Annotated in this window: 13 protein-coding genes; 8 read left to right on the plus strand and 5 right to left on the minus strand. The window is 62.4% G+C overall.

Annotated features, from left to right (window positions below):
• The first annotated feature begins 7 nt into the window (after positions 1 to 7).
• From hflC to cfaB, 7 genes are all read left to right on the plus strand, one after another.
• Positions 8 to 1,006, plus strand: a complete 999-nt coding sequence (gene hflC / locus ACUN0G_RS13330) for a protease modulator HflC (RefSeq protein WP_445575555.1) — start codon at positions 8 to 10, stop codon at positions 1,004 to 1,006.
• Positions 1,003 to 2,037 (plus strand): protease modulator HflK, encoded by a 1,035-nt coding sequence (gene hflK, locus ACUN0G_RS13335; RefSeq protein ID WP_445573632.1) that lies wholly within the window; start codon positions 1,003 to 1,005, stop codon positions 2,035 to 2,037. Before hflC ends, hflK begins: the two co-directional genes overlap by 4 nt.
• Positions 2,034 to 3,929 carry a cation-translocating P-type ATPase gene (locus tag ACUN0G_RS13340; RefSeq protein WP_178912043.1) on the plus strand — a complete coding sequence of 632 codons (1,896 nt, stop codon included), beginning with the start codon at positions 2,034 to 2,036 and terminating at the stop codon, positions 3,927 to 3,929. Before hflK ends, ACUN0G_RS13340 begins: the two co-directional genes overlap by 4 nt.
• A 107-nt stretch (positions 3,930 to 4,036) precedes the next feature.
• On the plus strand, positions 4,037 to 4,288 hold the full coding sequence (gene bufA2, locus ACUN0G_RS13345) for a BufA2 family periplasmic bufferin-type metallophore (RefSeq protein ID WP_003213503.1): 252 nt from the start codon (positions 4,037 to 4,039) through the stop codon (positions 4,286 to 4,288).
• Between the two features lie 66 nt (positions 4,289 to 4,354).
• Positions 4,355 to 5,200: an MNIO family bufferin maturase gene (gene bufB / locus ACUN0G_RS13350; RefSeq protein ID WP_445573633.1), complete on the plus strand. Its 846-nt coding sequence runs from the start codon at positions 4,355 to 4,357 to the stop codon at positions 5,198 to 5,200.
• A complete protein-coding gene (locus ACUN0G_RS13355) occupies positions 5,191 to 5,976 on the plus strand; it encodes an HvfC/BufC family peptide modification chaperone (RefSeq protein ID WP_445573634.1) in 786 nt (261 codons plus the stop codon). Before bufB ends, ACUN0G_RS13355 begins: the two co-directional genes overlap by 10 nt.
• A gap of 87 nt (positions 5,977 to 6,063) precedes the next feature.
• Complete coding sequence (cfaB, locus tag ACUN0G_RS13360) at positions 6,064 to 7,248, plus strand: C17 cyclopropane fatty acid synthase CfaB (RefSeq protein WP_258342925.1); 1,185 nt, start codon at positions 6,064 to 6,066, stop codon at positions 7,246 to 7,248.
• Positions 7,249 to 7,378: 130 nt separating this feature from the next.
• Here the strand turns inward: cfaB and cls are convergent, their stop codons facing one another.
• The gene (gene cls, locus ACUN0G_RS13365; RefSeq protein ID WP_258342924.1) at positions 7,379 to 8,818 is read right to left on the minus strand and encodes a cardiolipin synthase; all 1,440 of its coding nucleotides are present in this window, start codon (positions 8,816 to 8,818) and stop codon (positions 7,379 to 7,381) included.
• Between the two features lie 130 nt (positions 8,819 to 8,948).
• On the opposite strand from cls, the gene ACUN0G_RS13370 reads away from it, so the two are divergent.
• Positions 8,949 to 9,470: a DUF3617 domain-containing protein gene (locus tag ACUN0G_RS13370; protein ID WP_258342923.1), complete on the plus strand. Its 522-nt coding sequence runs from the start codon at positions 8,949 to 8,951 to the stop codon at positions 9,468 to 9,470.
• Positions 9,471 to 9,614: 144 nt separating this feature from the next.
• Here ACUN0G_RS13370 and ACUN0G_RS13375 read toward each other — a convergent pair whose 3' ends face one another.
• From ACUN0G_RS13375 to ACUN0G_RS13390, 4 genes are read right to left on the minus strand one after another with little or no spacing between them, the layout of a single operon-like run.
• Entirely contained in the window at positions 9,615 to 10,952 is a 1,338-nt protein-coding gene (locus ACUN0G_RS13375; RefSeq protein ID WP_445573635.1) for a dihydroorotase, read from the minus strand.
• Between the two features lie 2 nt (positions 10,953 to 10,954).
• On the minus strand, positions 10,955 to 11,515 hold the full coding sequence (locus ACUN0G_RS13380; RefSeq protein ID WP_076013235.1) for a gamma carbonic anhydrase family protein: 561 nt from the start codon (positions 11,513 to 11,515) through the stop codon (positions 10,955 to 10,957).
• Complete coding sequence (gene hisI / locus ACUN0G_RS13385; protein ID WP_258342919.1) at positions 11,512 to 11,937, minus strand: phosphoribosyl-AMP cyclohydrolase; 426 nt, start codon at positions 11,935 to 11,937, stop codon at positions 11,512 to 11,514. The genes ACUN0G_RS13380 and hisI overlap by 4 nt, the downstream gene beginning before the upstream one ends.
• Complete coding sequence (locus ACUN0G_RS13390; protein ID WP_010168406.1) at positions 11,934 to 12,818, minus strand: metal ABC transporter substrate-binding protein; 885 nt, start codon at positions 12,816 to 12,818, stop codon at positions 11,934 to 11,936. Before ACUN0G_RS13390 ends, hisI begins: the two co-directional genes overlap by 4 nt.
• Between the last annotated feature and the right edge of the window lie 3 nt (positions 12,819 to 12,821).

Raw genomic sequence — 12,821 nt, forward strand, 5'->3', positions numbered from 1 at the left:
AGTTCATCTGTTGAGCGCTCATTCTCACGATCACGCAGGCCATGGTCACCACCACGGCCATCATCATCACCATCACGGTGATGAACAGGAAGCCGGCCCGTTCCCTTGGCGGCGTATGGGCTGGGCGGTGTTGCTGGTGCTGTTCGCCGTTGCCGCGGCGAGCCTGGTGCAGGTGCGTTCCGGTGAAGCCACGGTGATTACCCGCTTCGGCAACCCGTCGCGGGTATTGCTGGAACCGGGCCTGGGCTGGCGCTGGCCGGCGCCGTTCGAAGCGGCGATTCCGGTGGACCTGCGTCTGCGCACCACCTCCAGCGGTTTGCAGGATGTGGGCACCCGGGATGGCCTGCGGATCATCGTGCAGGCCTACGTGGCCTGGCAGGTGCAGGGCGACCCCGACAATGTGAAGCGCTTTATGCGCGCGGTGCAGAACCAGCCGGATGAAGCGGCGCGGCAGATTCGCACCTTCGTCGGCTCGGCGTTGGAAACCACCGCTGCCAGTTTCGACCTGGCTAACCTGGTGAACACCGATGCCAGCCAGGTGCGCATTGCTGATTTTGAAGCGCAGTTGCGCCAGCAGATTGATCAACAATTGCTCACCACCTATGGCGTGCGTGTGGTGCAGGTCGGCGTTGAACGGCTGACCTTGCCGTCGGTGACCCTGGCCGCCACTGTCGACCGCATGCGTGCCGAGCGCGAGACCATCGCCACTGAACGCACCGCCGTGGGCAAGCGTGAGGCGGCGCAGATTCGTTCGGCTGCCGAGCGTGATGCGCGAATCGTCCAGGCCGACGCCACGGTGAAAGCCGCCGATATCGAAGCGCAATCCCGGGTCGAAGCCGCGCAGATTTATGGCCGTGCCTACGCTGGCAATCCGCAGTTGTACAACCTGCTGCGCTCCCTCGACACCCTGGGCACAGTGGTCACAACGGGTACCAAAATCATCCTGCGCACCGACGCTGCGCCGTTCCGCGCTTTGGTGGATGGGCCGAAGGATATTCAGCCATGAGTGAGCGGGAAAGCCTCGACAGCCCGTGGATCCAGGCTGGACGGCTGACGTTCCTGGCGCTGTATGCGGTGACGGTATTGGCTGCGCTGGCGTGGGCATTTTCCAACGTGCGGCAGATCGACCCGCAGAACCGCGCCGTGGTGTTGCACTTCGGCGCGCTGGACCGGATCCAGAATGCCGGGCTGCTGCTGGCCTGGCCGCGTCCGTTCGAGCAAGTGGTGCTGTTGCCCGCAGCGGACCGGGTGATTGAGCGCCGGGTGGAAAACCTGCTGCGTTCCGATGCGGCCACCCAAGCCGACCGCGTGGCCAGTTTTGCCACGCCGCTGAGCGATGCCCTGGCCGGCTCCGGTTACCTGCTGACCGGCGATGCCGGGGTGGTGCAACTGGATGTGCGGGTCTTCTACAAGGTCACCGAGCCCTATGCGTTTGTGTTGCAGGGCGATCACGTGCTGCCGGCCTTGGATCGACTGGTCACCCGCAGCGCCGTGGTGCTGACCGCTGCGCGAGACCTGGACACCATTCTGGTGGCGCGCCCCGAACTGATCGGCGCCGACAACCAGGCTGCGGAACGCCGCGAACGGCTGCGCGGTGATCTGGTACGCGGCATTAATCAACGCCTGGCTGATCTGACGTCTACCGGCCTTGGCCTGGGCATCGAAGTCACCCGGGTCGACGTGCAATCAAGCCTGCCGGGCCCTGCGGTCAACGCTTTCAACGCGGTGCTGACCGCCAGCCAGCAAGCCGACAAGACCGTGGCCAATGCGCGCACCGACGCCGAAAAACTCACCCAGACCGCCAACCAGGACGCCGACCGCGCCGTGCAGGTGGCCCACGCCCAGGCCAGCGAGCGCCTGGCCAGCGCCCAGGCCCAAACCGCCACCGTCGCCAGCCTGGCCCAGGTCAAAGACCCCGGCCTGCTGCTGCGCCTGTACCGCGAACGCCTGCCGAAGATTCTCGGCCAGGCCGGCTCCGTGACCACGGTTGACCCTAAAGACGATTCCCGCCTGATCATTCAGGGAGCCGAACAATGACCGCCCACGCCGCCCCGATGCTCTCATCGGCCGAACAACGCAGCGCCGCCCGGCAACTGACCCTGGCGATGCTCGCCTTGGGCTTGCTCAGCCTGGGCCTGGTATGGCGCTGGCTGGCGCCGGACCAGACCGGCGTGAGCCAATTGCTGCTGGGCGTCGCCTCGTTGCTGGTGGCCGTGCCCGTGATGCGCTCGGCCTGGTACAGCCTGCGTTACCCGAGCCTGCATGGCATCACCGACCAACTGATCGCACTGGCCATGCTCGGTGCCTGGGCTACCGGTGACCTGCTGACCGCCGCGCTGCTGCCGATCATCATGATCTTCGGCCATGTGCTGGAAGAGCGCAGTGTCATCGGTTCCCAGGAAGCGATTCATGCCCTGGGCAAGCTGACCCGTAGCCACGCACGGTTGGTGCAGGCGGACGGGACGATCCTGGAAGTGGACAACGGCATCCTGAAGACCGGCGATATCGTCGAAGTGCGTGCCGGTGACCGGGTGCCCGCCGATGGTGTGGTGCTGTCGGGACAGGCCAGCCTGGACACCGCGCCGATCACCGGCGAATCGGTGCCGCTGGAAGCGAGTGTTGGCGTGCAGGTGTTTGGTGGCGCGATCAATCTCGACGGCCTGCTGCGCCTGGAAGTGACCCGCACCGGCAATGAGTCGACCCTGGGCAAAGTCATCGCGCTGATGCAGAGCGCCGAACGTTCCAAGCCGCCGATCACTCGATTGCTGGAGCGCTACGCTGGCAGCTACATGGTGCTGGTGCTGTTGCTGGCGGCGGTCACCTGGTTTGTCACCAATGACGCTCAGGCGATGCTCGCTGTACTGGTGGCGGCGTGCCCGTGTGCATTGGTGTTGTCGGCACCAGCTACGGCGATTGCGGGCATTGCGGTGGCGGCACGTCACGGCATTCTGATTCGCAGCTCGGCGTTTCTCGAAGAGTTGGCGGACCTGACGTCACTGGTGGTCGACAAGACCGGCACCCTGACGTTTGGCACCCTGCGTTTGCAGTCCATCGACACCCGCGAGCCGGATCGGCAAGTGCTGCTCAACCTGGCGGCCAGCCTCGGCTCTGCCAGCAGCCACCCGGTCAGCCGGGCATTGGCGGGGCTGGCGACTCAGGAACAAATGCTGGTGCTGTCAGATATTCGCGAGCGCCAGGGCCTCGGTGTGGTCGCCCAGACCGGGCAGGGCGAAGCCGCCCTCGGCCGGCCGGAATTGTTTGAACAATTGGGCATCGCGACCACGGCGGTCCCCAATCACGACGGCCCGATTGCCGGGCTCGCGTTGAACGGGCAATTCCTTGCCTGGCTGTTGCTGGCGGACAGCGTGAAACCTGAAGCCCGCCAGGCCATGAAGGAGCTGCGTGAACTGGGCCTCGGTCGCCAACTGTTGCTGACGGGCGACCGCCAAAGCGTGGCCGACAGCCTGGCGCTGGAAGTGGGCATCAGCGACGTCGAAGCCCAGGCGTTGCCGGAGGACAAACTCAACCGCGTGCTGGGGGAAATCGGCAGCGGTTTCCGGCCGATGGTGGTGGGCGACGGGATCAACGATTCGTTGGCGCTCAAGGCGGGTGTGGTCGGTGTGGCGATGGGCGCGGGCGGGGCGGATATCGCCCTGGCGTCGGCGGACGTGGTGCTGATCGGCAGCGACCTGCGGCGCCTGGGTACCTGTGTGCGTTTGAGTCGCCAGTGCCGGCACACGCTGCAGGTCAATGTGATCATCGGCCTGGGCTGGACGCTGGCGATCGTGGTGTTCGCCGCATTCGGCTGGTTGGGCGCGGCGGGAGCGATGATTGCGGCGGTGCTGCACAACCTCAGTACGCTGCTGGTGCTGGGCAATGCGGGGCGTCTGTTGCGGTTCCAGGAGCCGCTATTGAAACTCGAGGAATAAATTTTTCAGTCGCGCTGTAACGCCATGGGGGGACCTCACTCTAGTGCTATGTCGAGACTGAACAATCCGTTCAGACCGGCTCCACTACCGATCATGAGGAATACACAATGAACATCAAATCCGCTGCTGCTGGTGCCGCCCTCGCTATCGCCGCTGCCGGCATGTTTGCCGGTGTTGCCACCCAGGTACAGGCAGCAGACGCCCAGGTCCATTGCTATGGCGTCAACGCTTGCAAAGGCCAGAATGACTGCAAAACCAAAGACCACGCCTGCAAAGGCATGGGTTCTTGCAAAGGCCAGGGCTTCCTGTCGATGAGCAAGGCGATGTGCGACCAGAAGGGCGGCAAAGTCGGCGAGTAACCGACAACCGAGTGCAACCGCAGCGGGCCCCCCGCCGCTGCGGACACTTTCCCCAGGAGTGTTTTTATGTCCGCTTCCCTTCCGAGTCTGGGTTACGGCCTGGGTTTACGCAGCGAGTACTACCAGCAGATCCTTGAACAATCGCCGGCCGTGGATTGGTTCGAAGTGATCTCCGAGAATTATCTGGTGCAGGGCGGCAAGGCCTTGTACTACCTGGACGCAATAGCCGAGCGTTATCCCCTGGTGATGCATGGTGTTTCCCTGTCCATCGGCGGGCCCCATGCCCTCGATATCGATTACCTGAAGCAACTCAAGCAGCTCTCCGAGCGCATCCACCCGTCGTGGGTTTCCGACCACTTGTGCTGGAGCCGCGGCAACGCGCACCAGTTGCATGATCTGCTGCCGCTGCCTTACACCGAAGAAAGCCTGTACCACGTCGCCGGTCGCGTGCGGCAAGTGCAGGATGTGTTGCAGCGTCCCTTCGTGCTGGAAAACGTCTCCAGCTATGTGCGCTCCAAGGCGGATGAGTTTACCGAGTGGGAATTTCTCAACGCCCTGACCCATCTCACCGGCTGCCAGCTGTTGCTGGACGTGAACAATGTGTACGTCAGCTCACGCAACCACGGCTTCGATGCCTGGACGTTTATCCGCAACCTGCCGCCCGAAAGCATCCGCCAACTGCACTTGGCCGGGCACATGGACTACGGCGACTACGTGATCGACACGCACGACCATCCGGTATGCGATCCGGTGTGGGCGCTGTATCAGCAGACCCTGGAGCATCTTGGGCCGGTCTCGACCTTGCTGGAGCGCGATGACCATTTCCCGCCGTTCCAGGAACTGCTCGACGAGCTGAGCAAAGCCCGCGAACTGGGCGCGAGCGCATTGGACAGGAGAGCGTTATGCGCCTGATCGATTGGCAATTGGCGTTTGAGCAGCATTTGCTGGCCGAGACGTCCACTGCCAGCAACAGCTTCAGCGCCACCTTGATTGGCGGTCCGACCCTGGATGTCGAGACGGGGCTGGCGATTTACCACAACGCCTATCACGCCCGGTTGCAGGAAGTGCTGCGCGATGACTTCAGCGCCGTCTGGTATTGGCTGGGGGATGAGGAGTTTGCGCAGCTGGGTTCGGCCTATATCCGGCGTTACCCCTCGGCCCATTACAGCCTGCGTTGGTTTGGCGAGCGTTTACCCGGGTTTATCGTCGAGCATTACGCCGGGCAAGGTTTGGCGTTGGCCGAATTGGCGCGGCTGGAATGGGCCTTCACCCTGGCCTTTGATGCACCGCAAGGCGAGCCGTTGACCCTGCAAGACATGGCAACGCTGCCGCCTGAAGACTGGCCCGGGTTGCACGTGCAGCTCGCACCTTCGGTGCAGCAGGTGACGTGTGACTTCAACAGTCTGGGCATCTGGCGCGCCAGCAAGGGTGAATGGGACTTTCCCGGCAGCGAGGCCCTGCCGTTGGCGCAGGTCTGCCTGGTCTGGCGGCATCAGAATGTTTGCCAGTACCGCAGCCTGGAAGCGGCTGAAGCCAGCGCGCTGACTGGCATGGTCACCCGTGGCTGGAGTTTTTCCGAACTGTGTGCCGAGTTGGCAGTCACTTACCAGGAGGGCGCGCCATTGCAAGCGGTTACCTGGCTGAAACAGTGGGTCCAGGAGGGTTTGCTCCAGCGGCGGGCACCATAGAAAAGGGCTATTGTTTCGATAGCCTGCTAATTTTTCCGTGGATGGTCTACCCTCATTTCAGACGTCTGAAACAAGGGGGGACTACTCATGCTCGCGCAACTTCCACCGGCCTTACAGAATCTTCAGCTACCGCTGCGTCTTCGACTCTGGGACGGCCATGAATTCAACCTGGGCCCGGATCCCAGTGTCACCATTGTGGTCAAGGACCCCATGATGGTTTCAAAGCTTAGCCATCCGACGCTCGATTCTCTGGGCGAAGCCTTCGTCGAGGGCAAACTGGAGCTGGAAGGCTCCATTTCCGAAGTGATCAGGGTGGTTGACGAGTTGAGTCATGCCCTGGTGAATGACGACGAGGACACTCGTCCAGTACGCTCGATCCACGACAAGGCCACCGACGCAGCCGCTATTTCCTACCATTACGACTTGTCCAACGAGTTCTACCAGCTGTGGCTGGACCGCGACATGGCCTATTCCTGCGGGTATTTCGAGACCGGCAGTGAATCCCTCGATCAAGCCCAACAAGACAAATTCCGCCACCTGTGCCGCAAATTGCGGCTGCAGCCGGGGGAGTATCTGCTCGACGTGGGCTGCGGTTGGGGTGGGCTGGCACGCTATGCCGCGCGGGAATTCGGGGTCAAGGTGTTCGGCATTACCCTGAGCAAGGAACAACTGGAACTGGCCCAGGAAAGGGTGAAAGCCGAAGGCCTGGAAGATCAGGTTGAGTTGACGCTGCTCGACTACCGCGACTTGCCCCAGGATGGCCGGTTCGACAAGGTGGTGAGCGTGGGCATGTTTGAACACGTTGGCCACGCCAACCTGGCGGAGTACTGCAAGATTCTTTACGGCGCGGTGCGTGAGGGCGGCCTGGTGATGAACCATGGCATTACCGCCAAGCACACCGATGGCCGGCCAGTGGGCCGTGGCGCCGGGGACTTTATCGAGCGCTATGTGTTTCCCAATGGCGAGCTGCCGCACCTGGCAATGATGACCGCCGAGATCAGCGAAGTCGGGCTGGAAGTGGTCGACGTGGAAAGCCTGCGCCTGCATTACGCGCGCACCCTGGACCACTGGAGCGAGCGCCTGGAAGACAACCTGGAGGCGGCGGGCAGGATGGTGCCGGAGCAGGCCTTGCGCATCTGGCGCCTGTACCTGGCCGGCTGTGCGTATGCATTTGCCCGTGGCTGGATCAACCTGCACCAGATTCTGGCGGTGAAACCCCATGCCGATGGTAGCCATGAGCTGCCTTGGACGCGGGATGACCTGTACCAGTAAGCAATGGTACCGGTGATCTAAATGTGGGAGCGGGCTTGCTCGCGAAGGCGTTGTATCAGAAACACATTCAGTGACTGACACTCCGCTTTCGCGAGCAAGCCCGCTCCCACATTTGGTTCGGTGCAAGCCATTACAAAATGGGGGAAATAAGCCGCGCGATTCGCATGCCCAGCTGTTGCAGGCGGTGGGTCTGGCGGCTTTCTTCCTGGCTGATTTCATGGGCCTGGGCGAAGTCATCCAACAGCATGTGCTCTACCTGGCTGGCGAAGGTCTCATCCACGGTCAGCAACATCACTTCGAAATTCAGCCGGAATGAACGGTTATCCAGGTTCGCACTGCCGATGGCGCTGATCTCACTGTCTACCAACACCACCTTCTGATGCAGGAACCCCGGCGTGTAGCGGAATACCCGCACCCCGGCGCGCACGGCTTCAATCGCGTACAGGCTGGAAGCGGCGTAGACGATGCGATGATCCGGCCGTGACGGCAGCAGCAGGCGCACGTCGACGCCGCGCAGTACCGCCAACCTCAATGCCGCAAACACCGCCTCGTCGGGAATGAAATACGGGCTGGTGATCCACACCCGCTCGGTCGCGGCATGAATCGCCTCGACGAAAAACAGCGAGCAGGTTTCGTAGGGATCCGCCGGGCCGCTGGCGAGTAGTTGGCAGAGTACGCCGTCATCCGGGTAGGTATCCGGCAGCAACAGCGGCGGCAACTCCCGCGCGGCCCAGAACCAGTCCTCGGCAAAGGATTCCTGCAGGCACGCCACCACCGGGCCGCTGACCTGCACGTGGGTATCGCGCCATGGCGCCAGGGGCGGCTTTTTACCCAGGTATTCATCGCCGACGTTATGCCCGCCGACAAACCCGGTAATCCCGTCGACCACCACGATCTTGCGGTGGTTGCGGAAGTTGACCTGGAAGCGGTTGAGCCAGCCACTGCGGGTGGCGAATGCCTTGACCTGCACTCCGGCGTCCCGCAGTGACTGCACATAACGATGGGGCAGGGCGTGGCTGCCGATACGGTCATACAGGACGAAAATGGAGACGCCTTCGGCGGCCTTTTCCTTGAGCAAGGTGTGCAGTTGGCGGCCGAGCTCGTCGTCATGAATGATGAAGAACTGGAACAGCACGGCGGTTTTTGCCGAGCGGATCGCCTCGAAAATCGCGCTGAAGGTGGCCTCGCCATTGATCAACAAGCGCACCTGGTTGTTCGCCAGGCACGGCATGCGCCCCAGCTTCGGCATGGCCCGCAGCGAGGCGTAGGCGTGGGAATTACGCGCGGCCAGTGCCTCTTCGACCCATGGGCGCCAGTTCAGCTCGGTGATCGCCTTGTGCATTTCCTGGTTGGCCTGGCGACGCGCCTGAATGTAGGCGTCGAAGGTGCTGCGGCCAAAGATCAGGTAGGGAATCAGCGTCAGGTAAGGGATGAACATCAGCGACAACGCCCAGGCAATCGAGCCTTGGGCGGTCCTGACGGTCAGCACCGCATGGATGGCAGCGAGGGAGCCCAGAAAATGCAGGGTGGCAATGAAATAGGCGAGCAGGTGCGGGCCAAAGAAATCCATGGACAACGGTACTCCTGACGAACAAGTGCCTAACAGACCATGTTCGGCCACGAATGTCGCTATTTTATTTGCTGTGCAACACTGGCGCTTTTGCGGCGTCTAACGCCGACAATTGCCCAGGAGTTACCCGATGAATGCTCGTCTGCTTGGTTTGGCCATGGTTGTTGGTTTAACGCTGCCCGTGGCGGCGCAAGCGCAGATGCTGGCGCCGGGCTTGTGGGAGTTGACCACCAGCAATATGAAGGTCGATAACCAGGACCTGCCGGACTTGTCGCTGATCCTCGGTCAGCTCAAGCAACAGATGACCCCGGAACAACGCGCCATGCTTGAGAAGCAAGGCATCACCATGGCCGGCAAAGGCGTGCAGGTGTGCCTGACCCCGGCCCAGGTGGCGTCCGATTCCATCCCGCTGACGGACCCGCAATCGGGTTGCAAACAGCAAGTGACGGACAAGACCGGCAACCAGTGGAAGTTCCGCTTCAGCTGCCCGAAAGCCCAGGGCACTGGCGTGGCGACGTTCCAGAGCCAACAGGAATTCACCACCACGGTGAACGGCACCTTCAACGCTACCGGCATTCAGCAGAAGGGCAGCCTGGACACTCACGCGCAGTGGTTGGGCAACGACTGCGGCACCGTCAAACCGCGCGCTTAACCTAAGATAAACCCCCGATCAAAATGTGGGAGCGGGCTTGCTCGCGAATGCGGTGGATCAGTTAATACATGTGGCGACTGACCTACCGCATTCGCGAGCAAGCCCGCTCCCACATTTGATTAGATTGCCAGTGCCTGATTCCCTTCAGCGCTGGAAGTGCAGCGGCAACCCTTGGCAACTGTCGTGCACGCGCCCGTCGTGCCAGGCCAGGTGACCGGAGACCAGGGTGGTGCTGACGCTGTGCCGGAAGCTGCGCTCGGCGAAGGGCGTCCAGCCGCAACGGGCCATAATCGGCTGGCTGCTGACGGGCTTGCCTTGGGGTTCGGGTTTTATCAACACCAGGTCGGCCCAATAGCCTTCCCGCAGATAGCCACGGTCGGGGATCGCAAACAGGTCCGCGACGCGATGGCTGGTCTTCGCCACCAGGGTGGTCAGCGGCAGCAAGCCGTCGGCTACCAGTTCCAGGAGCGCCGGCAGGGCGTGTTGCACCAACGGCAAGCCTGACGGCGCTTCACGATACGGCAGCTGTTTTTGCGCCCAGGTGTGCGGCGCGTGATCACTGCCAATCACATCCAGACGATCACTCAACAATGCCAGGCGCAGGGCGTTGCGGTCAGCGCGTGTCTTGATGGCCGGGTTGCATTTGATCTGGTGGCCGAGGCGCGCGTAGTCGCGGTCATCGAACAAGAGGTGATGCAGGCAGACTTCCGCCGTGATGCGTTTTTCCGCCAGGGGTTTGTCTTCGAACAGCACCAACTCCCGGGCGCTGGTGATGTGCAACACATGCAGGCGCGTGCCATGCCGCCTGGCCAGTTCCACCGCCAAAGACGACGAGCGATAACAGGCTTCGGCATCGCGAATCAGCGGGTGAGCCACGGCAGGAATGTGCTCGCCGAAGCGCTCGCGCATCCGTTGCTCGCTGGCGTGGATGCTGGGCGTGTGCTCGCAGTGGGCCAGGAGAATGGTCGGCACCTCGGCGAACAGGCGCTCGAGAATCTTCGGATCGTCCACGAGCATATTGCCGGTGGAGGCGCCCATGAAGACTTTGACGCCAGCCACCTCGCGCGGATCCAGCGCGGCCACGGTGTCGAGGTTGTCGTTGCTCACCCCGAAATGAAAGCCGTAGTTGGCCACCGAATGCAGCGCCGCGCGGCGCTTCTTGTCGGCCAGGGCTTCCAGGTTCAACGTCGCCGGGTTGGTGTTGGGCATGTCCATGAAACTGGTGATGCCACCGGCCACCGCTGCACGGGACTCGCTGTAGAAGCTGCCCTTGTCCGGCGCGCCGGGTTCACGGAAGTGCACCTGGTCGTCGATCATGCCGGGCAACAGCCACTGGCCTTGGGCGTCGATTTCCAGGGTGGCATTGGCGTTGTCGATGCTGCTGGCGATCTTCTCGATGCGGCCATTGGCGACCAGCAGGTCAGCCTCGAATTCCTGGCCTTCATTCACCAGGCGGGCATTGCGGATCAGCAGGCGGCTCATGGTCAGAACTCGTTTTGCAGGGCTTTGTAACCCAGTACCAGGTCGACGTTGGTGCGCGCCACGTCTTCGGAAAACTCCGAGGCGCTGACACTCACCGGCGGGAACTGGGACAGGTCGGTATTGGGGCCGATGCGGGTGGTGGAGGGTACGTAGAACGCGGCGGGCAAATCGCGACCGTCCACCACCGAGTTGTGGCGCACCACGCAACCGTCACCCACGATGCAGTTGAACAGCACGCTGTTGAAGCCGATAAACACCCGGTCGCCGACAGTGCACGGGCCATGAACGATGGAGCGGTGGGCGATGGAGGTGAACTCGCCGATGGTCACGGCGGCGCCGGATTTGGAGTGGATCACCACGCCGTCCTGGATATTTGAATTGGCGCCGATGGTGATCGGGTCCATGTCGCCGTTGGCGTCGACTTCGTCGGCGCGGATCACCGCGTAAGGGCCGACAAACACGTTTTCGCCGATGATCACCTTGCCGCAGATGATTGCGGTTTTGTCGACGTAGGCCGATTCGGCAATCACGGGCAGATCGCCGGAAGGGTTCTTGCGGATCATGGGGCAGGCTCCTGGAGGGGCGCGGTAAGGATGTGTACGTGGCGGCCGTCGATGGCGTTGTAGAAACAGGTGGGGCGCCCGGTGTGGCAGGCCGGGCCTTGCTGATCGACGATCAGCAACACGGCGTCGCCGTCGCAATCCAGGCGCGCCTCCACCAGCAATTGCCAGTGGCCGGAGGTTTCGCCTTTGCGCCACAACTGCTGGCGCGAGCGGGACCAGTAGCAGACCTGCCCGGTGGCCAGGGTTTCTTCGAGGGCCGGGCGGTTCATCCAGGCCAGCATCAACACCTCGCCGCTGCCGTGTTGCTGGGCGATGGCGGCGATCAGGCCATCGCTGTTCCACGGCAGGGCGTCGAGCACGCGGTCGAGTGGAAAGCGGCTGCCGATGGCGGCCTTTTCCAGGTCGAGCATGCTCAGCTTCATGGCTTGCTCAGGGCCGCGCACAGGGTGTTGAGGTTGTATTCGAACAGGCCGGTAAAGGTGCTGGCCGGGCCTTCCGCAGCCAAGGCGTCGGAGTACAGCGTGCCACCGATTTGCGCGCCACTTTCGTCCGCGATCTGCTTGAGCAGGCGCGAGTCCTTGATGTTTTCCATGAACACGGCCTTGACCTTGTCCTTGCGGATCTGGGTGATCAGCGTGGCGACTTCGGCAGCGGACGGTTCACGTTCGGTGGACAAACCTTGAGGCGACAGGAACTCGATACCGTAAGCCTGGCCCAGGTAGCCAAAGGCATCATGGGAAGTCACGATGCGACGGTTGCCCGGTGGCAGGGCGCCGAACTTGGCTTTGGCTTCAGCCAGCAGGCGGTAGATTTCTTTCAGGTACACCTGGCTGTTGTGCTCGTAGTCCGCCTTGTTGGCCGGGTCGGCAGCGATCAACGCCTTGGTGATGTTGTTCACGTAGATCACGGTGTTGGCCAGGTTGTGCCAGGCGTGTGGGTCGGGAATGGTCTCGCCGTCTTCTTCCATGGTGTGGGACAGCACGCCTTTACTGGCGGTGACCACCGTCGCCTTGGTCTCGGTGCTGGTGACCAGGCGATCCAGCCAAGGCTCGAAGCCCAGGCCGTTCTTGATGATGACCTTGGCCTTGAGCAGGGCCTTTGCATCGTCTGGCGTCGGTTCGTAGGTGTGGGCGTCGGCGTCGGGGCCGACCATGTTGCTGATCTGGATATGATCGCCACCGACCTGATGGGTCATGTCGTCAAGAATACTGAAGCTGGTAACCACCTGAAGCTTGTCGGCAGCCTGGGCCGTCGCGAACGACAGCGGCAGCAACACACTGAACAGAACGAGTAGAGCGCGCATCGG

It is taken from the genome of Pseudomonas sp. 32A (assembly GCF_052682255.1).